18 protein-coding genes are annotated in these 20228 nt (G+C 70.0%); 12 read left to right on the forward strand and 6 right to left on the reverse strand.

What is annotated here, in order from left to right:
* Positions 1–151: 151 nt before the first annotated feature.
* Both KBX21_RS04550 and KBX21_RS04555 read right to left on the reverse strand, forming a co-directional pair.
* Positions 152–676: a DUF6315 family protein gene (locus KBX21_RS04550; RefSeq protein ID WP_049565828.1), complete on the reverse strand. Its 525-nt coding sequence runs from the start codon at positions 674–676 to the stop codon at positions 152–154.
* A 194-nt stretch (positions 677–870) separates the two neighbouring features.
* Positions 871–1218 carry a hypothetical protein gene (locus KBX21_RS04555; RefSeq protein WP_017545249.1) on the reverse strand — a complete coding sequence of 116 codons (348 nt, stop codon included), beginning with the start codon at positions 1216–1218 and terminating at the stop codon, positions 871–873.
* 184 nt (positions 1219–1402) lie between these two features.
* On the opposite strand from KBX21_RS04555, the gene KBX21_RS04560 reads away from it, so the two are divergent.
* Positions 1403–3214: a hypothetical protein gene (locus tag KBX21_RS04560; RefSeq protein ID WP_049565823.1), complete on the forward strand. Its 1812-nt coding sequence runs from the start codon at positions 1403–1405 to the stop codon at positions 3212–3214.
* A gap of 34 nt (positions 3215–3248) precedes the next feature.
* On the opposite strand, the gene KBX21_RS04565 is transcribed toward KBX21_RS04560, so the two are convergent.
* Positions 3249–4040 (reverse strand): glutamate racemase, encoded by a 792-nt coding sequence (locus KBX21_RS04565; protein WP_210841070.1) that lies wholly within the window; start codon positions 4038–4040, stop codon positions 3249–3251.
* A gap of 269 nt (positions 4041–4309) precedes the next feature.
* Here KBX21_RS04565 and KBX21_RS04570 point away from each other — a divergent pair, with 269 nt between their 5' ends.
* From KBX21_RS04570 to KBX21_RS04600, 7 genes are all read left to right on the forward strand, one after another.
* Entirely contained in the window at positions 4310–5794 is a 1485-nt protein-coding gene (locus KBX21_RS04570) for an FAD-binding oxidoreductase (protein ID WP_049565816.1), read from the forward strand.
* 87 nt (positions 5795–5881) lie between these two features.
* Positions 5882–7168: a cyclopropane-fatty-acyl-phospholipid synthase family protein gene (locus KBX21_RS04575; protein ID WP_049566046.1), complete on the forward strand. Its 1287-nt coding sequence runs from the start codon at positions 5882–5884 to the stop codon at positions 7166–7168.
* Between the two features lie 184 nt (positions 7169–7352).
* On the forward strand, positions 7353–7838 hold the full coding sequence (locus KBX21_RS04580) for a hypothetical protein (RefSeq protein ID WP_049565813.1): 486 nt from the start codon (positions 7353–7355) through the stop codon (positions 7836–7838).
* Between the two features lie 154 nt (positions 7839–7992).
* Entirely contained in the window at positions 7993–9279 is a 1287-nt protein-coding gene (locus tag KBX21_RS04585; protein ID WP_049565808.1) for a sugar ABC transporter substrate-binding protein, read from the forward strand.
* Positions 9280–9339: 60 nt separating this feature from the next.
* The gene (locus tag KBX21_RS04590; RefSeq protein ID WP_049565803.1) at positions 9340–10239 is read left to right on the forward strand and encodes a carbohydrate ABC transporter permease; all 900 of its coding nucleotides are present in this window, start codon (positions 9340–9342) and stop codon (positions 10237–10239) included.
* Positions 10240–10284: 45 nt separating this feature from the next.
* Positions 10285–11181 (forward strand): carbohydrate ABC transporter permease, encoded by an 897-nt coding sequence (locus KBX21_RS04595; RefSeq protein WP_049565799.1) that lies wholly within the window; start codon positions 10285–10287, stop codon positions 11179–11181.
* A gap of 22 nt (positions 11182–11203) precedes the next feature.
* The gene (locus KBX21_RS04600; protein ID WP_247665230.1) at positions 11204–11398 is read left to right on the forward strand and encodes a hypothetical protein; all 195 of its coding nucleotides are present in this window, start codon (positions 11204–11206) and stop codon (positions 11396–11398) included.
* Positions 11399–11469: 71 nt separating this feature from the next.
* Here the strand turns inward: KBX21_RS04600 and KBX21_RS04605 are convergent, their stop codons facing one another.
* On the reverse strand, positions 11470–13053 hold the full coding sequence (locus KBX21_RS04605; protein WP_210841071.1) for a long-chain fatty acid--CoA ligase: 1584 nt from the start codon (positions 13051–13053) through the stop codon (positions 11470–11472).
* A 279-nt stretch (positions 13054–13332) separates the two neighbouring features.
* Between KBX21_RS04605 and leuS the strand changes: the two genes are divergently transcribed.
* The 3 genes from leuS (at position 13333) to KBX21_RS04620 (ending at position 17196) form a co-directional block, all read left to right on the forward strand.
* Entirely contained in the window at positions 13333–15828 is a 2496-nt protein-coding gene (leuS, locus tag KBX21_RS04610) for a leucine--tRNA ligase (protein ID WP_210841072.1), read from the forward strand.
* Positions 15829–15910: 82 nt separating this feature from the next.
* On the forward strand, positions 15911–16528 hold the full coding sequence (locus tag KBX21_RS04615) for a hypothetical protein (RefSeq protein ID WP_374225697.1): 618 nt from the start codon (positions 15911–15913) through the stop codon (positions 16526–16528).
* Positions 16525–17196 carry a hypothetical protein gene (locus tag KBX21_RS04620; RefSeq protein ID WP_082206227.1) on the forward strand — a complete coding sequence of 224 codons (672 nt, stop codon included), beginning with the start codon at positions 16525–16527 and terminating at the stop codon, positions 17194–17196. Before KBX21_RS04615 ends, KBX21_RS04620 begins: the two co-directional genes overlap by 4 nt.
* Positions 17197–17214: 18 nt before the next feature.
* Here the strand turns inward: KBX21_RS04620 and KBX21_RS04625 are convergent, their stop codons facing one another.
* Positions 17215–18306, reverse strand: a complete 1092-nt coding sequence (locus tag KBX21_RS04625) for an alpha/beta fold hydrolase (RefSeq protein WP_049565788.1) — start codon at positions 18304–18306, stop codon at positions 17215–17217.
* A gap of 49 nt (positions 18307–18355) precedes the next feature.
* The gene (lexA, locus tag KBX21_RS04630; RefSeq protein WP_049565786.1) at positions 18356–19087 is read right to left on the reverse strand and encodes a transcriptional repressor LexA; all 732 of its coding nucleotides are present in this window, start codon (positions 19085–19087) and stop codon (positions 18356–18358) included.
* Positions 19088–19696: 609 nt separating this feature from the next.
* On the opposite strand from lexA, the gene nrdR reads away from it, so the two are divergent.
* Positions 19697–20173, forward strand: coding sequence for a transcriptional regulator NrdR (gene nrdR / locus KBX21_RS04635; RefSeq protein ID WP_049565783.1), 477 nt, complete (start codon positions 19697–19699; stop codon positions 20171–20173).
* The last annotated feature ends 55 nt before the right edge of the window (positions 20174–20228 follow it).

The raw sequence follows: 20228 nt of genomic DNA on the forward strand, positions 1-20228 counted from the left end.
TGGACGGTCCTGCAGCCGTAGGACCGGTGCGGGGGCCACATGACGGAGGCCGGGCCCCAGGGGTGCCCGGCCGCTGCCGTCGCCGAGATCGAGCCGGGGCCTCGTGCCCCGCGCCCGTTCGATGCCCGTGTTGTTGCGGCGTCGTGCCGGTTCAGCCGCGTGTGCGGTAGCCGAAGAGCCGGACCGCGTATCCGGGGGAGTCGTTCTCCGGCTCCTGGATCTGCCACCGGTCGTCGTGATCGCCCACCAGAAGCTCGTTCCACATCATGTCGATGAGCTTGAGCCGGGACACCACCGACGCCTCGGGGTCGAGCACGATCGAGTAGGCGTGGTCGGTGAGCCGCTGGGTCACCATGCCGACGGACTGGCCGTCCCAGATCGCCGGCACGGGGGCGTGACCGATCTCCACGCCGCACAGCCGGAGCTGCTCGACCTCCTCGTCGAGGGCCTCGGCGGCCAGTGCGCCGTCGAGCCGCAGGGCGTCCTCCAGCTCGTCGCGTTCCTCGTCGGTTCGCAGGTAGGCGTGGTAGGTGCGGTAGCCGCATGGGCGGCACTTGCGCCAGACCACACAGCGGGCCAGCCCGTACGCGGACTGCGCCTCGCCGACACTCTGGTGGTCGCTCACCTCGCGAACCATGCCGCATTCGCAACACAAGGCAGTGAGATCCTGCTTCATCAGAGTCCCCCCTCCCAGGCGAGTATGCGACGGATGGAGGTCGTTAGGGAACCCGTTCGGCGAGGAAGTCGCGGCAAGGACTCGTCATCAATGCCCAAAATGACCGGGTGACGGGTTTCGGACGTGCTCAGAGGGGGTGTGGACGTGGCCGGTCTCACCTTGGGGAGGTATGCTCCGCCCGCACCGGTCGGGGATCAGTCGTCCATGGACAGGCCGCGCTTGTTCCGCTCGGTCCAGTCGCGCATGCGCTGGGGATAGCCCACGATCTGTACGTCGTACGCCGGCTTGGCCAGGTTGCTCGCCACCTTGCGGAGTACCTCGGGGGACCCGCAGCGCCGTCGGATCCACTCCCCGTCCGTGGCCACGGCGACCGCTGTGGCCCGTGTGGCGAAGGTTTCGGGCTCCACGAAGAACTCCACCCCCACCCGGCTCTTGGCGAACTCGATCAGCGCCTTGATGTCCGAATCCTCGGAGGCGCGGTCGAAACGGGCCTTTCCCTTGCGATTGGCCTTGCGGAGTCCGAACCGGTCTCGCCATCCCATCGGCGCTCATGTCTCCCTCGTGCCGCCTCAGCCAGCCGCTCGCTGGCCGTCTCCGAGTCTATCCGCCGTGATCCAGCCGCAGAGGGGCCAGAGCGCCCGAGCAGTAGCGGGTTTGCGCGTTCTCCAGACAGTTCTGTCACCACGCTGCTACGTTCTGTCGCACATGGCACAGGGGGGAGACACCATGACGATGTGGACATGGGTGGGGGAGACCGGACGCCAACTCCGCGCCGCCGGGCAGGACGAACTCGCCGAAGCCGTCACAGAGCTGCCCGTACTCAGCGAGGCGGGCGACGCGGTCAAGGTGGAGGCGCTGGCCAGGTCGGCGATGCGCACCGCCCGCCGCCTCGTCGCCGAGGCCGCGAAGTCCGACAACCCCGCGCCCACGGCCGTTCCGGCCTCGGTCCCGGGGGTGTTCGGTCCACCGACCCTGTTCTTCCTGGCGCACTGGCCGCTCGCCGTGCGCGTGGGGGCGTTGGCGGAGGGGCGTCGCGCCCTGGACCAGGCCAAAGCCGTGGTCGAGGACGAGCCCGCGCCGAACCAGTACGGGCCGCTGCCGGTCTCCGCCCTGGAGACGCTGGTCCGCTGCCACGCCAACATCGACGCCAGGGGAACCACCGACCAGCGCCGCGAACTCCTCTCCGCCCGGCGCCTGTCCGGTTGGGAGGGCACCCCGGCCTGGCCCGGCTTCACCCTGGCCCGCGTCCACCTGCTCATCGACGAGGGGCAGGCCGACCGCGCCGAGGCGGAGCTGCGTCGCTACGACCACACCGCCACCGGTCCGGCCGTGCTCGGCGCTGAAGGTGTCTTCACCCTGGTCAGGGCTCTTCGTCACCAGGACAAGCACACCGACGCCCTGGACGCCCTGGACCGGATGGAGGCCGAGCTCGACCTGGGCGGCAGAGGCGGGGACGGTTCCGCTGTCAACCCGCGTCGCGCCGCGCTGCTGCGGATGATCCGCTTCGAGCGCGCCCGTCTGCTGTCCTGGCTGGCCCGCCTGGGGCTGTGCGACGCCCGCCAGGCCATCGGACTCCTGCCCACCGTGGAGGAGGCCGAGACCTACCCCAAGCTGCGTTCGGCGTGGGTGGAGGCGGTGGAGAACCTGGTCTGCCAGGGGAGTGTCCGCAACGACTGGCGCCTGGGCGTACGCGTGACCACCTGGTCCCGATACTTCGAGCGGGTCGGGGCGCCCCGACGTGGTGCCGAACTCGCCCTGTCCGCGTCCCGGTTGGCCAGCGGCCGCGGCGCGCGGTGGGTCGCCGAGTGCTCCGCGCAGCGGGCCGAACGCCTCATCCGGGAACTCGGCGGCGCCGAGGAGATCACCGGCGACCTGATGGAGGTGAGGTCGATGGTGCGGGGGATGGAGGCCATCCTTCCCCTGGCACCCTCCGGGGGCATCCTGGACTTCCTCCGCGCGCAGAAGGCCGAGGAGGTCAACCCCGAGCAGCAGGCGGAGCAGGTGAACGTGGCGCTCATGGAGCGGCCGCACGACTCCGCGCTGCTGAGCGCGCTGGGGCAGGTGGGCCGCACCCTGATGCTGTCCGACGTGGCCACCGAACCCCAGTGGCGCCACGTCCGCGAGCAGCCGGGCGACCAGCGCGCCGCCCTGTCACTGCTGGAGACGCTGCTGCACGACAACGACACCGCCGGGGTGCGCGACCTCGTCCGCACTCTGGCCGCGGGCGCGTTGGTCCCGGATCGCGGGTCGCTTCCGGAACAGTCGCTGGTGAGTGGCCGCCGGTCGGTTCCGGACCACCCGGGGGTCGGCGACCCGCGGCTGTTCCCGGACCACGCGGCGGTGCGGGAGGAGCGTGCGGCTCCGAGCCGCCCTCAGGCGGTCGAGGGCCCGTCGGTCCCGGAGTACCCGCCGGTGCGTGAACACCGGCCCGCTCCCGCGCACCCGCAGGTCGACGACCACCCGCAGGTTCCGGACCATCCACCCGCCCGGGAGCCCCAGGAGGCCGCGGGGGCGGTGAGGTACGGGGTCGGAGGCTGAGCCCTCCACCCCGGCGCCGATGTTGGTGCCGGGGTCAGTGGGGCAGGAGTGAGCGGCCGGCCGGGTAGGTCAGGGCCGCCGGGGGGAGCTGCGCGGGTCGACCGCTTGCCAGGACGGTGACTCGCCCCGGCCGGTCCGCGGAGGCGGCCTCCGACGTCCCCTCCTCGGCCTCGTCGGTCACACCCATCCTGCGCAGGGTCTGGGCGGCCACGGCGCGGTCCGCGGTGAACAGCTCGGCCCTGCCGGACAGCGCCTTGGAGATCTCCTCGCCCACCAGGTCGTAGTGCGTGCAGCCCAGCACCACACCCCTGACCTCCGGTGGCGTCAGGGAGGCCGCGTACGCGATCGCGTCGCCGACCAGGGAGGGGTCGGCGGACTCCACGGCCTCCGCCAGGCCCTTGCAGGCGACCTGGGTCACGGCCACGTCTCGGGCGAAGGTCTCCACGAGCCGCTTCTGATAGGCGCTGCTGGTGGTGGCCTCGGTGGACCACACCGCGATGGGCGTGCCGGCGGCGGCCGCCGGTTTGATGGCCGGGACGGTCCCGATCACCGGAATGTCCGGCTCAAGCTCCGTGCGCAGCCGGTTCAGCCCGTGCACCGACGCCGTGTTGCACGGCACCACCACGGCGTCCAGGGAGCCCGCCGCGTCCAGGGCGGCGCGGGCACCGGCCAGGGCCCGGTCGATCACCTGTTCCGGGGTACGGGGGCCCCACGGCATGTGGTCCGGGTCCATGGACAGGACGAGGTCCGCGTCGGGCCGGGCGGCGTGCAAGGCGGCGGCCGTGGACAACATGCCGATACCGGAGTCAACGAGAGCGATGCGCATGGAACCGCATCCTATGTGGCCCCCGCCGTAACGCTCATATCACCGCAGGTAAGGGCGGAGTGGAGGGGGTCCGATGCCGCCAGGGCGCCCTCCCCTGCCTTCGGCACCCCCTTCGTCCGTGCCCGAGAGTGGGTAAGACACGTACCGAAATGGGGTGGCCGTGGACCGATACCGCTAGGTAGAACTGAGGGGATCGGCCTGCCGCGGCATGCCACCACCGGTCCTGGCCGACCCAAGCTGTGCGCCGTCAACAGTCAGGGGAACCAGGTATGACTCCGAAACAGCCCGGTACGACCTCCAACTCCGGCCCCCGGTCCCAACGGGGGCCGTCGGCGGGTACGGGGCTGGCGGAACACATCGCCGCGGTCCAGCGGCTGCGGAGCGACTACCGGGCCCTTCCCGAGGGCGCCCCGGTGCGGCTGGCCAAACCGACCTCCAACCTGTTCCGGTTCCGCGAGGAGTCCTCCGCCCCCGCACTGGACGTCTCGGCCTTCTCCGGGGTTATCTCCATCGACCCCGTCGAGAGACTGGCCGACGTCGGCGGCATGACCACCTACGAGGAGCTGGTCGCCGCCACCCTTCCGCACGGCCTCATGCCCACGGTCGTGCCGCAGCTGCGCACCATCACCGTGGGCGGGGCCGTCACCGGACTCGGGATCGAGTCCTCCTCCTTCCGCAACGGGCTCCCGCACGAGTCGGTCCAGGAGATGGAGATCCTCACCGGCTCCGGGGAGGTCGTCACCGCCACCCGGGACAACGCGCACAGCGACCTGTTCCACGGCTTTCCCAACTCCTACGGCACGCTCGGGTACGCCCTGCGCCTGCGCGTGGAACTCGACCCCGTGTCCCCCTACGTGCACCTGCGCCACCTGCGGTTCCACGACTCCGCGGCGGCCATGGACGCCCTCGCCCGGATCTGCGCCGACGTGGCCCACGAGGGGTCGCCCGTGGACTTCGTGGACGGGGTGGTGTTCGGCCCCGACGAGCTGTACCTGACGTTGGCCCGCTTCACCGACCACGCCCCCTGGACCGGCGACTACACGGGCAACGACGTCTACTACCGCTCGATCCCGCGCTACGCCGACCCGGAGGACGGCTCCACGGGCCCCGGCGACTACCTCACCGTGCACGACTACCTGTGGCGCTGGGACACCGACTGGTTCTGGTGCTCCCGGGCCTTCGGCACCCAGAACCGGTTCGTGCGACCGTTCTGGCCGCGCTCCCTCAAGCGCTCCGACGTCTACCGCAGGCTGGTGGCCTGGGACCGGCGCACCGACTTCTCCCGGCTCCTGAACCACTACCGGGGCCGCCCGCAACAGGAACCCCTCATCCAGGACATCGAGGTCGGAGTGGAGCGCGGGGCGGAGTTCCTGGACTTCTACCACGCGGAGATCGGCATGACCCCCATGTGGTTGTGCCCGCTCCGGCTCCGCGAGCCCCGCCGCGCCGGGCTCGCCGACGACGAGCACGTCTGGCCGCTCTACCCCCTGGAGAACGACCGCCTCTACGTGAACTTCGGGTTCTGGGGTCTGGTCGACACCGAACCCGGCCAGCGCCGCGGCCACCACAACCGCAGGGTCGAGGAGGAGGTCACCCGGTTGGGCGGCCACAAGTCCCTGTACTCGGACTCCTTCTACTCGGAGGACGACTTCTGGGCGCTCTACAACGGCGCCGACTACGCGGGCCTCAAGGAGACCTACGACCCCCAGGGTCGGCTCCTTGACCTGTACGCCAAGTGCGTACGCAACGGCTGAGTCACCCATTCGCCGAGCAGTCGACAGCACCGCCGGGCGGCGACCTGTGGGCAGGGGCCGCGTACGGGAGGGAAAAAGGACATGAGCATGCGGCTTGCAGAGATCTTCGAGCGTGTCGTCGGACCCGACGCGCCCATTCGGTTCACCGCCTATGACGGCAGCTCCGCGGGGGACCCCGACAGTGAGGTCGCGGTGAACGTACGGACCCCGGTGGCCGTCAACTACCTGGCCCAGTCGCCCAACGCCCTGGGCCTGACCCGCGCCTACGTCTCCGGCCACCTGGAGCTGGAGGGCGACCTGTACACGGCGCTCAGACACATGGCGGACTTCACCTTCGCCGAGGGTGTCAACGTGTCCGCCCGCGACCTCCTCGCCATCGTGGGTTCGGTGGGCTGGGTCAAGTTCGTGAACCGGGTGGCGCCGCCGCCCCAGGAGATGCGTCAGGGAACCCTGCTGGGGCGGGGGATGCGGCACTCCAAGCAGCGCGACGCCGAGGTGATCCACCACCACTACGACGTCTCCAACGAGTTCTACGAGATGGTCCTCGGTCCGTCGATGACCTACACCTGCGCGGTCTTCGACGAGGAGGACGGTGCCCCGGATCGGGTGGGCTCCTTCGACGGCGCCCTGGAGAGCGCCCAGTTCCGCAAGTACGACCTGGTCTCGCGCAAGCTGGGCCTGGAGAAGGGCATGCGGCTGCTCGACGTGGGGTGCGGATGGGGTGGCATGGTGCGCCACGCCGCGCGTGAGCACGGGGTCAGGGCGGTCGGCGTGACCCTGTCCAAGGAACAGGCGGAGTGGGGTGCGAAGAGGATCGCCCAGGAGGGGCTGACCGGGCTCGCCGAGATCCGCCACATGGACTACCGGGACGTGCCGGACGGCAGCTTCGACCGGATCAGCTCCATCGGGCTGACCGAGCACATCGGGTCCCGGAACCTGGACGCCTACTTCGCCTCGCTCAACGCCAAGCTGGTGCCAGGGGGGCGACTGCTCAACCACTGCATCACCCGTCCCCGAAACAATCTCAAACCCATGAACACCAAGGGTGTCATCAACAGGTATGTCTTCCCCGACGGAGAGCTGGAGGGCCCCGCCCAGATCCAGACCGCCATGAACGACGCGGGCTTCGAGATACGCCACCAGGAGAACCTGCGCGAGCACTACGCCCTGACCCTGCGCCACTGGGGCGCCAACCTCGAACGCGACTGGGAGAAGGCCGTCGCCGAGGTCGGGGAGGGCACCGCGCGAGTGTGGCGGCTCTACATGGCCGGGTGTGTGCTGGGCTTCGAGCGGGACGTGGTGCAGCTCCACCAGATCCTGGGAGTGAAGCTGGACGGCACCGACGCTCACCTGCCGCTGCGCCCGGACTACTGACGCCCACGGACGGCCGCCCGATCGGCCGACCAGCACCGCGACGGACGCTTCGTCGCGGCCGTCTCAGACGGGGGTGTTCGCGTTGCGCGGACACCCCCGCGCCCGGCCCCGGCCTGCGCAACGGAACGGCGCCGAGGCGGCATCATGGAGCCATCAGACCCAGCAGCTTGAAGGGACCCACCCCGTGTCCTCCGACGACAACGCGCCCCACAGCGACCCGACACCCGAGCACGACCTGCCGGACCACGTCAGGGAGACCGCGATCGCGCTGATCAGCGCCTACGTGGACCACAACCGCGAGGAACTGGACCGGGTCATCCCCAGGGCGGCGGACGACGTCGACGACGTCCAGTCCGAGCTCAGGGTGATCGCGGCCTTCCTCGGCCGCCGCGTCCAGGAGACCGGCGTGGTGTGGAAGCCCGCCGACTCGCGCGAGGCCGTGGCCCGCACGGTCGCGGAGATGCTGCCGCCGGAGCTGGAGTTCGCCGTATCCACCGCGTGGGAGGCCCACTCGATCGGCGAGGAGGAGACGGCCGAGCGCCTCGCCCAGGGCGATCGCATGGTGTTCGTGCACATGCTCGCCGCCTTCTGCGCCGCCATCGGACTGGCTGTCTACAAGCGCGCCGAACTCGTGTCGACCCTGCGCCAGGTAACCGGACTGGGCGACTGATCGCGCCCGTCGGGCCGCTCGCGATCGCCGTCCGGAACCGCCCGCCTAACAGGTCAGACACAAGTGGCAGTGGTTTACTTCACAAGTCGTCCTTCTTTACGTAGGTTTCCTACCAACCCTCACGGGACCCTCGAAAGGAACGGGAGGCGAGCCGATGGCCCGCAGACGAGCACACAAGTACGTCACCCTCCCCGCAGCCACACTGACCCTGGCGCTTGCGGCGACAGCGTGTGGCGGCGGTGGTGGCGGCGGCGGAGCCACCGACGCCCTCCAGGTGTGGATCATGGAGGGCACCAACCCGGACGCCAGCGCCTTCTTCGACGCGGTCAACGAGGCCTACACCGAACAGACCGGGGTCGACGTCCAGGTCGAGTTCGTGCCCTGGGCCGACGCCCAGAACAAGATCTCCACGGCCATCGCGGGTGGGACCGTGCCCGACGTCGTCGAACTGGGCACCACCTTCACCCCGGAGTTCGCCGACGCGGGCGCCCTGCACGACCTCTCCGGGTACATCGACGACCCCTCCCGGTTCCAGGAGGAGATGTACTCGATGGGCGTCATCGACGACGCCGCCTACGGGGTGCCCTGGTACGCGTCGATCCGCTCGATCATCTACCGCAAGGACATCTTCGAGGAGCACGGCCACGAGGAGCCGACCTCCTGGGAGGAACTGCGCGAGACCGCGACCGACCTCGCCGAGGCCGAGGACGGCATGATCGGCTTCCCGGTGCCCGGCCAGGCCCAGTACTCGGTCATGCCGTGGGTCTGGGGCGGCGGCGGTGAGGTCGCGGTCCAGGAGGACGACGGCACCTGGACCTCCACCATCAACTCCCCGGAGGGGCGCGCCGGGGTCGAGTTCTTCACCAACCTCTCCCTGGAGGACGGCCTGTCCACCACGGGCGCGGTCAACTGGAACGAGATCGACGTCATGGAGTCCCTCGCCGACGAGGACGCCATCATGGCCATCTCCAACAGCTCCAACCCGAAGGCCATCATCGAGTCCAACCCGGACCTCGAGGGCAAGCTCGGCGCGTTCGTGCTGCCCGGCCAGGAGGAGGGGTACACCGACTCCTTCGCCGGAGGCTCCCTGCTGTCGGTGTTCGAGGGCACCGGAAACGAGGAAGCCGGCTGGCAGTACGTCGACCTCCTCACCCAGGGCGAGTTCTTCGACCGCTGGGGCGAGGAGAGCGGCTTCTTCCCGGCCGGCGTCGCGGAGATCGAGGCCTACGCCGAATCCGGTGACCCGCTGGTCGAGCCGTTCGCCGTCCAGCTGCTGGAGGCGGGCAAGAGCACCCCGGCCGTCCCCGCCTGGTCGCAGGTCGAGGCCGAGGGGATCATCGTCGGCATGCAGCAGGACATCCTCAACGGTGAAGCGACCGTGGAGGAGGCCACCGACCGCGCCGCCGAGTCCATCGAGACCATCCTCAACGAGGGAAACTAGTTGCCACCCGCCACACCGGTCCGGCCGCCCAGGGGCGGCCGACGCGCGCCGCTCCTGGGAATGCGGGGGCGGCGCGCCCTCCTGCCCTGGGCGCTCCTGGTACCCCCGCTCGGGGTCATCGGCGTCCTGTTGCTGTTCCCCATCGGCCGGATCGTGTGGCTGTCCTTCCGGGACTTCAAGCTGCGCAACCTGGTCTCGGGGGAGTCGGACTTCGTCGGCCTGGGCAACTTCGTCACGCTGCTCACCGACCCGTACCTGTGGCGCGTCGTCCTGGTCAACACGGTCGTGTTCGCAGTGGTCGCCGTGGTCACGACGGTGGTCCTGGGAACGCTCGTCGCCCTGCTGCTGGCCAACCTGAAGCCCCTCACACGGGTCATCGTGGTCTCCTGTGTGATGGTGGCCTGGGCCATGCCCGCCGTCAGCGGCACCTACGTGTGGATCTGGATCTTCGACGTGGACCAGGGGGTCGTGGCGCAGGCACTGAAATCCCTGGGCCTGATCGAGCCCTCCGGATACAACTGGTTCGCCGACCGCTTCTGGTTCTACGCGATCGTGACGCTCAACATCGTGCACAGCGGCTTCCCGTTCGTCGCCGTCACGGTCCTGGCCGGACTGCTCACGGTCCCCAAGGAACTGCACGAGGCGGCCCGGATCGACGGAGCCGGTGCGTGGAAGCGCTTCTGGCACGTCACGTTCCCGACGCTGCGCCCGGTGTTCGCCGTGGTGACGGTGCTCTCCACCATCTGGGACTTCAAGGTGTTCGCGCAGATCTACCTGATGCCCGGCGGCGACGTCGGCGGCTCCCAGATGCTCAACCTGGGCGTGTGGGCGTACGTGCGCTCCTTCGGACAGAACGACTTCGGCATGGGCTCGGCCATCGCGGCCCTGCTCACGCTGCTCCTGCTGGGGATCACGGTCGTCTACCTGCGCGCGCTGTTCCGGGAGGACGAGATCAGATGACCCTCACCGCACGCCGTCAGCACCCCGCCCCCACGAGGAGGTCCGATGGACACGCACACCGCTGACACGCCCTCCGGTGAGTGGGAGGCGCGGGTACGGGCCTCCAGGCGCCGGGGCGGAGCGCTTCGCCTCTGGCGCGTGGTCGGTAAGGCCGCCGGGGTGAGCGTGCTGCTGTTCTTCACCCTGTTCCCCGTGTACTTCATGCTGATGAGCGCGTTCTCGGACAGCTCGACCTCCGGGACCGGGGCGCTGCTGCCCACCTCGTTCACGCTCGACAACTTCGTCTACGTCATGACCGAGGGCAACTTCGGCACCTTCCTGCGCAACTCGCTGACCGTCGCCGGAATCACCGTCGCCTTCGCGTGCGTGCTGTCGATGCTCGCGGCCGTGGCGGTGGCGCGCTTCCGCTTCCGGTTCCGTACCGCCGTGCTCGTGATGATCCTCATCGTGCAGATGGTGCCCCTGGAGGCTCTGGTCATCCCACTGTTCATCCAGGTGCGCGACCTCCAGATGCTCAACACGGTGATCGGACTGAGCATCGTCTACGTGGCGCTGTCACTGCCCCTGGCGGTCTGGATGATGCGCGGCTTCGTCGCGGCGGTCCCCAAGGAGGTCGAGGAGGCCGCCTACATCGACGGCGCCACCTGGCCCCAGATGTTCTGGAAGGTGCTGTTCCCTCTGGTGGCCCCCGGCCTGGTGGCCACGGCGATCTTCTCCTTCATCGTCGCCTGGAACGAGTTCGTGCTGGCGTTCACCTTCATGACGCAGAGCTCGAACTACACGGTGGCCGTGGGTCTGCGCCAGTTCTTCGGGCAGTACGCCAACGACTGGGGCCACGTCATGGCGGCCTCCACGATCATCACCATCCCGGTGATGGTGTTCTTCGTCCTCGTACAGCGCTGGATGGTCTCCGGGCTCGTCCAGGGAGCCGTCAAGGGGTAGCCGCGAGGTCGCGGACCTGGTCGTGGTCGGCCACAACCCCGGCGTGCACGGCCTGGCCGACGCGCTGGCGGGGGAGGCCGAGGGCGACCTGCTGCCCCGGATGAACCGGTCCGGGTTCCCGACCTCCTCGATCGCGGTGCTGACCTTCTCGGGTTCGTGGAGGAACTTGGAACACGGGGTGGGCCGGTTGGTCGCCCACTGGACTCCGCACGCCTGACGGGGGCCTCTCGTCCCGTGGCCGAGAGGCGGTGGGGGAGACCGGACGCCCGGCCTCCCCCACCCCGACACTCACCCGGCGTCGCGCAGTTCGCGTTTGAGGATCTTGCCGGTGGAGGTCATCGGCAGCTCCGAGCGGAACTCGATCTGGCGCGGGTACTTGTACGCGGCCAGCCTCTCGCGGGCGAACGCGGTCAGGTCCTCGGCGGAGACCTCCGCGCCCTCCTTGAGGATCACGAACGCCTTGACCTCCTCGCCGTACGACTCGTGCGGGACGCCCACGACCGCGGCGAGGCTGATCGCCGAGTGGGTCATCAGGACCTCCTCGACCTCACGGGGGTACACGTTGAAGCCGCCACGGATGATCATGTCCTTGGACCGGTCGATGATGAAGTAGAAGCCGTCGTCGTCACGGCGGGCGATGTCGCCCGTGCGGAACCAGCCGTCTCTGATGACCTCGGCGTTCACCTCGGGTCGGTCGTGGTACCCCTTCATGACCAGGTGCCCGCGGACCGCGATCTCGCCGACCGGCTCCTTGTCGCCCTCCCTGACGACCTCGTTCCACTCGGGGTCGATCAGCTTCATCTCCACACCCCACACCGGGCGGCCGATGGAACCCGTCTTGGCGCCGGTGGCGGGGTTGTTGAAGGTGGCCACCGGGGAGGTCTCGGACAGGCCGTAGCCCTCCTTGATCCCCACCCCGAAGAGCTTGGTGAAGTCCTCGGCGAGCTGGCCGGGCAGGGCCGAACCACCGGAGACGGCGTCGACCACGTTGCGGGCGATGGCCTCCAGGTCGTACTTGCCGGGCTCCGCCTGCTGGGCGGCGTTGAGCAGACCCCAGTACATGGTGGGCACGCCGGCGAACCCGGTGACGCCCTCCTTCTGCATGAGCTCCAGTGCCTGGTTCCCGTCGAAGCGGGGCATGAGGACCATGGTGCCGTGGCGGTACAGCGACGCGTTGAGCATCACCGTCTGCCCGAAGATGTGGAACAGGGGGAGGACGGTCAGGGACACGTCGCGGCCGTCGGGGTGCGCGTTGACGAGGTTGGAGGCGACCACCGCGTTCATCATCAGGTTGTTGTGGCTCAGCTCGGCGCCCTTGGGCTTGCCGGTGGTGCCGCTCGTGTAGATGATGACGGCCGTGTCGTCGGCCCCGGACTGCACGGTCTCGAAGGTGCCGGGCTGTCCGGCCAGGGCCGCCCAGATCGTCTCGACGCCCTCGATGGCGGACTCGGTGGCCCCCGCGGTGGCCGGCATGTCCACGAAGATCTCGCAGCCGTCCACCTGGCCGAACGCCTCAAAGGAACGCTGCCCGAGCGGGAGGTCGGGGGTTCCGGTGAAGGCGAAGAGCGCCCTGGCGCCCGAGTCCTCCAGGTGGTAGGCGATCTCGCGCGGGGTGAGCAGGACGTTCAGCGGGACGACCACGGCCCCCGCCTTGAGCGCGCCGAAGTACACGAACGGGAAGTACGGCAGGTTGGGGCTGGCCAGCGCGACACGGTCGCCCGGACGTACGCCCCTGGAGACCAGGAGGTTGGCCACCTGGTTGGCGATCATGTCGGTGATCGCGTAGTTGAGCCGGGTGTCACCGAAGACCAGGCACTCCTTCTCGGGCGCGGAACGGGCGCCGTCCTCAAGGAGCACGGACAGGTTGAACATGGGGGCCTCCCGCAGACATGTGAATCCGGACAGGTGAAACGAATGCCAGGTGTGACCTGGATCGCGTGTTCTGCGCCACTTTGACGGCAGAGTAACAAACCGGGCGGTCGGTGTGGAGGGGCGCAGGGTCCGGAAAACCACCGGTGCGCTGGTCACCCTCCGTGAGAACAGCCCTGTTCGGGGTCCCGTCCCGGACGGCGGTAAACCGGTCTTCGGCCGTGTACCGCAGCCGCTAACCTGAAGGCAACACACCCAGAACCGGCTAAGGAACACTCAGCGATGACAGCGGTAGACGGCGACCAGACGACGGGCGACACCTACGACGCCCGCGCCCTCCAGGACAAGTGGCAGGCGCGCTGGGCCGCCGAGCTTCCGTTCGAGGCCAACACGGACCCGGGGGACACCCGCCCCCGCTCGTACATCGTCGACATGTTCTCCTACCCCTCCGGTGACCTGCACATGGGCCACGCGGAGGCCTACGCCATCGGTGACGTGATCGGCCGCTACCGCTTCCAGCGGGGCGACAACGTCCTGCACCCGGTCGGCTGGGACTCCTTCGGCCTGCCCGCCGAGAACGCGGCCATCAAGAACAACGACCACCCCTACAAGTGGACGTACGCCAACATCGAGACCCAGGCCTCCTCGATGCGCCGCTACGGCCTGGCCCTGGACTGGTCGCACCGTCTGCACACGAGCGACCCCGAGTACTACAAGTGGAACCAGTGGCTGTTCACCCGCTTCTTCGAACGCGGGCTGGCCTACCGCAAGGACGGCCTGGTCAACTGGTGCCCCCAGGACCAGACCGTGCTCGCCAACGAGCAGGTCGTGCAGGGCAGGTGTGAGCGCTGCGGAGCCGACGTCGAGCGCCGCGCCCTCAACCAGTGGTACTTCAAGATCACCGACTACGCCCAGCGTCTGCTGGACGACATGGACCAGCTGGACGGCGGCCGCTGGCCGGACGAGATCCTGGCCATGCAGCGCAACTGGATCGGCCGCTCCACCGGCGCCGACGTGCGCTTCGAGATCGAGGGCCGCGACGAGCCGGTCACCGTCTACACGACCCGGCCCGACACCCTCTACGGCGCCACCTTCTTCGTGGTGGCAGCCGACGCCGACCTGGCCGCGGAGCTGTGCGCGCCCGAGCAGCGCGAGGCCTTCGAGGACTACCGTTCCGAGGTCGCCAAGCTCTCCGACATCGAACGCCAGACGACCGAGCGTCCCAAGACCGGCGTGTTCCTGGGCCGCTACGCCGTCAACCCGGTCAACGGCGAGCGCATGCCCGTCTGGGCCGCCGACTACGTACTGGCCGGCTACGGCCACGGCGCCGTCATGGCGGTGCCCGCCCACGACCAGCGCGACCTCGACTTCGCCCTCGCCTTCGACCTGCCCGTGCGGGTCGTGGTCGAGACCGGCGAGGCCGACCCCGCCGAGACCGGCGTCGCCGCCGCGGGCGAGGGCGTCCTGCGCGACTCCGGCCCCCTCGACGGCCTGACCAAGACCGACGCCATCGAGCGCATCATCGGCATCCTGAGCGAGCGCGGCACCGGCGACGCCACGGTCAACTTCCGCCTGCGCGACTGGCTGCTGTCCCGCCAGCGCTACTGGGGTACCCCGATCCCGATCGTCCACTGCCCCTCCTGCGGCGAGGTGGCCGTCCCCGACGAGCAGCTGCCGGTCACCCTGCCCGACCTCCAGGGCGCCGAGCTGGCCCCCAAGGGCATCTCTCCGCTGGCCGCCGCCAAGGAGTGGCTGCACGTGGACTGCCCGTCCTGCGGCGGTTCGGCCGAGCGCGACACCGACACCATGGACACCTTCGTGGACTCGTCCTGGTACTTCCTCCGCTACATCTCCTCGCACCTGGACACGGCCCCCTTCGACACCGACGAGGTGAACAAGTGGGGCCCCGTCGACCACTACATCGGCGGCAAGGAGCACGCGACGCTGCACCTGCTGTACGCGCGCTTCTTCACCAAGGTCCTGTACGACATGGGCATGGTCGGCTTCACCGAGCCCTTCCGCCGTCTGACCAACCAGGGCCAGGTCATCAACGAGGGCCGGGCGATGTCCAAGTCGCTGGGCAACGGCGTGGACCTGGGCAGGGAGATCGACGCCTACGGTGTGGACGCGGTCCGGCTGACCATGCTCTTCGCCTCCCCGCCCGAGGAGGACGTGGACTGGGCGGACGTGTCCGTGGTCGCCGCGCAGAAGTTCCTCAACCGCGCCTATCGGGTGATGAGTGAGGCCGGTGCGGGCAGCACTCCCGGAACGGACCTCTCCACAGGCGACACCGATCTGCGGCGCTTCACGCACCGCTCCATCGACCAGATCACCGCCCTGGTCGAGGACAAGCGCTTCAACGTCGCCATCGCCCGCTGCATGGAGCTGGTCTCGGCCGCCCGCAAGGCGATCGACTCCGGTCCCGGCGCCGCCGACCCGGCCGTCCGTGAGGCCGCTGAGTTCGTGGCCGTCGCCCTGTCCCTGTTCGCGCCCTACGTCGCGGAGGAGGGCTGGGAGAAGCTGGGCCACAGCGGCTCGGTGGCCGTCGGCAACTGGCCCGAGGCCGACCCGGCGCTGCTGGTCCAGGAGTCCGTCACCTGCGTGGTGCAGGTGCAGAGCAAGGTCCGCGACAAGCTGTCGGTGTCCCCCGACATCGACGCCGCCGAGCTGGAGCGCCTGGCCCTGGCCTCGGAGAAGGCCCAGAGCTTCATCGGTGACAAGACCGTGCGCAAGGTGATCGTCCGCGCGCCCAAGCTGGTGAACATCGTCGTCGGTTGATCCGTCGCACGGGGCGGTGGTCGCGCTGGCGACCACCGCCCTCTACCTTGGGCGTGACAACTGATTGGGAGGCGGTGGCCGGGTGGGCTCTGCGACGGGTTCCGGACCCAGACCCTGGGTGCGGGCGGCGATCGTGGTGACGGGCACGGTGGCGGTCTCCGCCGCCGCCGTCGGAGGCGGTCTCTGGTTCACGGGGAACGACCCGGACCAACCCCGGGGCGGTGACGCCCACACCACGGCGCCACCGTGCGGCGTGGTCCCGGAGGAGGCGATCACCGAGGCGCTGCCCGGTGCCGTCCTGGAAACGGACGACGGCGGCCCCCTCGCGGGCGGCGAGGGCACCGCGTGCGTGTGGACCACGGCCGGACTCGACGCCGAGGAGCAGGGTGTGCTGCGGGTGGACCTGTCCGCGCGCTTCACCGACGCCTCCGCCGAACCGGCCGTGACCGGCGACGAGTCCGCCTCCCGGGCCCAGACCGCGATGGCCCCGGCTCGCGGTCGTTCCGTGGTCCTGGGATCCGGCGCCGAGGCGGAGGTCTGGCGCGGCCAGGTCCCCGGTACCGCCGAACTCGCCTTCCACAGCGACAACCTGCTGGTCCGCGTCTCCTACAGCGCCATGGACGAGGACGACCCCGTGTCCTACGACCGCGCCAGCGAGACCGTCGTCGCCTTCGCCGAACAGCTGGGAGAGGCCCTGTGAGCACCCCCCACTCCGGGCCCCCGCCCGCCTTCGCGCAGTCGGAGGACCCCGGAGCCACCCCGCCGCAGAGCCGGGGACTGGCCGTCACCCTCCTCGTCGTCCTGATCCTGGCCGTGCTGGCGCTCGCCGCATGGCTCACCTGGTACCTGCTGCGCGACAGTGTGGAACTGGGCGAGTTCGAGGCCGCGCCCGAGTGCGGGATCGGTGAGACCGAGACCCTCGAGGAGTCGGTGCCCGGCTACGAGAGTGAGATCGAGGAGACCGTCGGCACCGGCCAGGACCCCTTCGGGGCGGGCTGGCAGTGCCGCTGGGCCACTCCCGAGGGAGCGGGCGCCTCCGTGCCGTCCGCCGCCACCCTCGTCCTGGTCGCCGCCCCGGTCGAGGGTGGCGTGGAGACCGCCGCCGAGACCCTGCGCTCCACCGCCGGGGAGAACGACACCCAGCCCGTGGAGGGCCTGGGGGACGAGGCGCTCACGTGGGTCGAGGACGGCGCCTTCGAAGTGGGATGCGTGGGTGTGCGGGTCTCCAACCTGTACGTGGAGTCCTGCTACACCGCCGCCACCGACTACGACGCGATCGGTTCCATGGACGGTGAGGCCGCCGCCGAGGAGGCCGAGCTCCTCGCCCGCGCCGTCGTCGACGAGCTGCCCGCACCCGCGGACGACTAGCGGATCGTTCCGGGTCGGCTACCAGAGACCGTCGAGGAACCCCTCCAGCGCCGGGGTGACGTCGGGGGAGAAGGCACGGTCCGCGTCGAGGGCGGCGGCCCCGGGGGAGTCGTCGTACTCGCGCAGGATGTGGTCGACCCCCGACAGGTCCACCCGCTCGGCGCCGTCCAGGCCGGTCATGAGCCGGTCGACCTCCTCCTCGTTCACCTGGGCGTCCTGGTCGCCCCACAGGACCAGCACCGGGGTGTCCCCGGGCAGGCCCTCGGCCAGTTCCACGGGGTCGAAGGAGTCGATCCAGGTCAGGTAGTCCGCGCTGTTCTCGTCGAACAACCCCGTGGCGTCGCTCTCGGGCAGCTCCCCGCCCGCGCGCACGGCGGCCCGGCCCGCCCGCAGGTCCGAGAGCATCTGCGCCGCGGTCACCTCGCCGACGCCGCCCTGGGCCTCGGCGGTGCGGATCTGCTCGGACACCTGGCGGTCGATGAGGTCCAGCATGCGGGTGCCCGGCGGAGCGGCCAGCACCAGAGCGGGTTCGGCGTCGAGGAGTTCGTGGGCGCGCAGCGCGTACAGGGCACCCTCACTGTGGCCCAGGATGACCGTGCGCTCGGGGTCCACCTCGGGCTGGGCGACCAGCTCCGTGTAGGCGGCGGCCATCTGCCGGTCGAAGACGAGGGGGTCGACCGGCTGGTCGAGGGCCTCCTCCTCGGCCTCGCTCATGTCCGCCGGGTCCGCGCTGCCGAACTTGTCGTAGCGCAGCGAAGCGGCACCCGCACCGCTCAGCACCCGGGCGAGGTTCAGGTTGGTGTTGGCCTCCGGGCGCGCGGCGCCGTTGCCGTCCCGGTCGGTGGGACCGCTGCCGGAGACGATGAGCACCCCCGGGACGGAGCCCTCACCGGCGCCGGAGGGAGCGGTGAAGGTGCCCGGCACCGTGAACCCGCCACCCTCGAAGGAGACCTCGCGCTCCTGCCCGGCCGCACCGGGCAGCGCGGGCCCGTCGCCGTCGCTGGGCGCGCAGGCGGAGACCAGCAGGGCCCCGGCGACCAGGGCCGAGGCCAGGGCGGCGCGGGGTCGGCTCGGGGAAGGGGACACGGGGGCGGAGGCAGGTGTCGACACGCCCTCAGCGTATCGGCACGCCCACCACCCCCGGCTCGGGGACCTGGGCTCAGACCCGGCGCATGACCGTGACGACCTTGCCGAGGATGGTGGCCTCGTCTCCCTGGATTGGGTCGTAGGCGTCGTTGCGCGGCATCAGCCACACGTGCCCGTCCGGCTCCCGGCGCAGCACCTTGACGGTGGCCTCGTCGTCCAGCATCGCCGCGACGATGTCACCGTTCTCGGCGGTCTGCTGCTGACGGACCACCACCAGGTCACCATCGGTGATCGCGGCGTCGATCATGGAGTCACCGACCACCGTGAGCATGAACAGACGGCCCTCGCCGACCAGCTGGCGCGGCAGCGCCAGGACGTCCTCCACGGCCTCCTCGGCCAGGATCGGGCCACCGGCGGCGATCCGACCGACCAGCGGCACCGAGGCCGCCCGGGTGGAGTCGGCGGTGAGCTCCTCCTGGGTGAGGGTCTGGGAGGCCTCGCGGCCCGGGGTGCGCAGCTCCACGGCGCGCGGCCGGTTCTGGTCCCGGTGCAGGTAGCCCTTGCGCTGGAGCACCTTGAGCTGGTGCGCCACGCTGGAGGGGCTGGACAGGCCGACCGTGTCGCCGATCTCCCGGATGGACGGCGGGTACCCCCGTTCCCGGACGTAGCGCTGGATGCAGTTGAGGACACTCTGCTGACGTGCGGTGAGCTTGGGGGTGTCGGACCCGGACGGGCCCGGGTCGCCGACGGGCGAAAGAACGGTGGTGGGTCCGGAGCCGACGGCTCCGGGGTTCTCCTCCGGCACGGCCGGGCCTCCTCGGTGTTCGGTTCGGTCAGGGCCTGTGTGTGGCCGGATCGGCCACGCGGACCGGACGGCGAAGCCGGTGTGAAATCAAGGTCAACTTTAGTCGTTGCACACGGTGATATCAAACAAGCGTTCGAGAACGTGTGGACGAGGGCGCGTGGGGATTTCGCATTGTGTTTTCGCGCCCCGATTTCCGGGGGTCCGGACTTATGTGTGTACACGCGCGCCGTGGCCGTTGTCCGGGGAATGTGCGATCCGGTATGGGGTTCGTCTCGCCGTGCCCCGCCGCCACTCCGTGCTCGCGGGAGAGGGGGGAATTCGGTCGGCGCCGAGGTGTGGCGGGCGTCGAGCCGCGCGCCCGCGCCCCCTTATCCTTGGATTCGGCTCCCGGAGCCGCACATCCCCGTTTCCACCTCCTCGAACCCCGTTCCTCGGCCGCCCCTGTTCCAGGGTTTGGGGACACGCCGTCGGCAGGGTTGCGGGTGTCCGCCCCGGCGCCTAGGTTCGACCACAACATCTGGTGTTGACATGGGGGCTGTGGTCAATAAGTTGTGGTTAAGTAGACCTCCAGGGTTGTTGGTCGGGTACAGGAAAGCCAGGTGAACCGGGATGCACTGTCCGTTCTGCCGTCATCCGGACACCAGGGTGATCGACAGCAGGTCCACCGACGACGGCGCGGCCATCCGGCGCCGCAGGACCTGCCCCGTCTGTGAGCGACGCTTCACCACGCAGGAGACCGTCCTGCTGATGGTGGCCAAGCGGTCCGGGGTCACCGAACCCTTCAGCCGCACCAAGATCATCGCCGGGGTGCGCCGCGCCTGCCAGGGCCGCCCCGTCTCCGAGGACGCCCTCGCCAAACTCGGCCAGCGGGTCGAGGAGGAGATCCGCGGCCGGGGTGTGGCCGAGGTGCCCGCCCACGAGATCGGCCTTGCCATCCTGGGTCCCATGCGTGACCTGGACGAGGTCGCCTACCTGCACTTCGCGAGCGTCTACCGTGGGTTCGAGAGCCTCGCCGACTTCGAGGCCGAGATCGCGAGCCTGCGGGAGGACCGCGAGGGGGAGCCCGCGGTCGACACCACCGGGTAACCCCGGCGACCGCCGCATGGTGGGTGGAGAGCCCGGCCGAGACCGTGCCTTCCGC

The sequence above is a fragment of the Nocardiopsis sp. B62 genome, assembly GCF_018070675.1.
In the GTDB taxonomy this organism is placed as follows: Bacteria; Actinomycetota; Actinomycetes; order Streptosporangiales; family Streptosporangiaceae; genus Nocardiopsis; species Nocardiopsis prasina.

Coding starts and splice junctions, on each gene's coding strand:
- KBX21_RS04550 (WP_049565828.1), bottom strand. CDS start 676: ATGAAGCAGGATCTCACTGCCTTGTGTTGCGAATGCGGCATGGTTCGC.
- KBX21_RS04555 (WP_017545249.1), bottom strand. CDS start 1,218: ATGGGATGGCGAGACCGGTTCGGACTCCGCAAGGCCAATCGCAAGGGA.
- KBX21_RS04560 (WP_049565823.1), top strand. CDS start 1,403: ATGACGATGTGGACATGGGTGGGGGAGACCGGACGCCAACTCCGCGCC.
- KBX21_RS04565 (WP_210841070.1), bottom strand. CDS start 4,040: ATGCGCATCGCTCTCGTTGACTCCGGTATCGGCATGTTGTCCACGGCC.
- KBX21_RS04570 (WP_049565816.1), top strand. CDS start 4,310: ATGACTCCGAAACAGCCCGGTACGACCTCCAACTCCGGCCCCCGGTCC.
- KBX21_RS04575 (WP_049566046.1), top strand. CDS start 5,882: ATGCGGCTTGCAGAGATCTTCGAGCGTGTCGTCGGACCCGACGCGCCC.
- KBX21_RS04585 (WP_049565808.1), top strand. CDS start 7,993: ATGGCCCGCAGACGAGCACACAAGTACGTCACCCTCCCCGCAGCCACA.
- KBX21_RS04590 (WP_049565803.1), top strand. CDS start 9,340: ATGCGGGGGCGGCGCGCCCTCCTGCCCTGGGCGCTCCTGGTACCCCCG.
- KBX21_RS04595 (WP_049565799.1), top strand. CDS start 10,285: ATGGACACGCACACCGCTGACACGCCCTCCGGTGAGTGGGAGGCGCGG.
- KBX21_RS04605 (WP_210841071.1), bottom strand. CDS start 13,053: ATGTTCAACCTGTCCGTGCTCCTTGAGGACGGCGCCCGTTCCGCGCCC.
- leuS (WP_210841072.1), top strand. CDS start 13,333: ATGACAGCGGTAGACGGCGACCAGACGACGGGCGACACCTACGACGCC.
- nrdR (WP_049565783.1), top strand. CDS start 19,697: ATGCACTGTCCGTTCTGCCGTCATCCGGACACCAGGGTGATCGACAGC.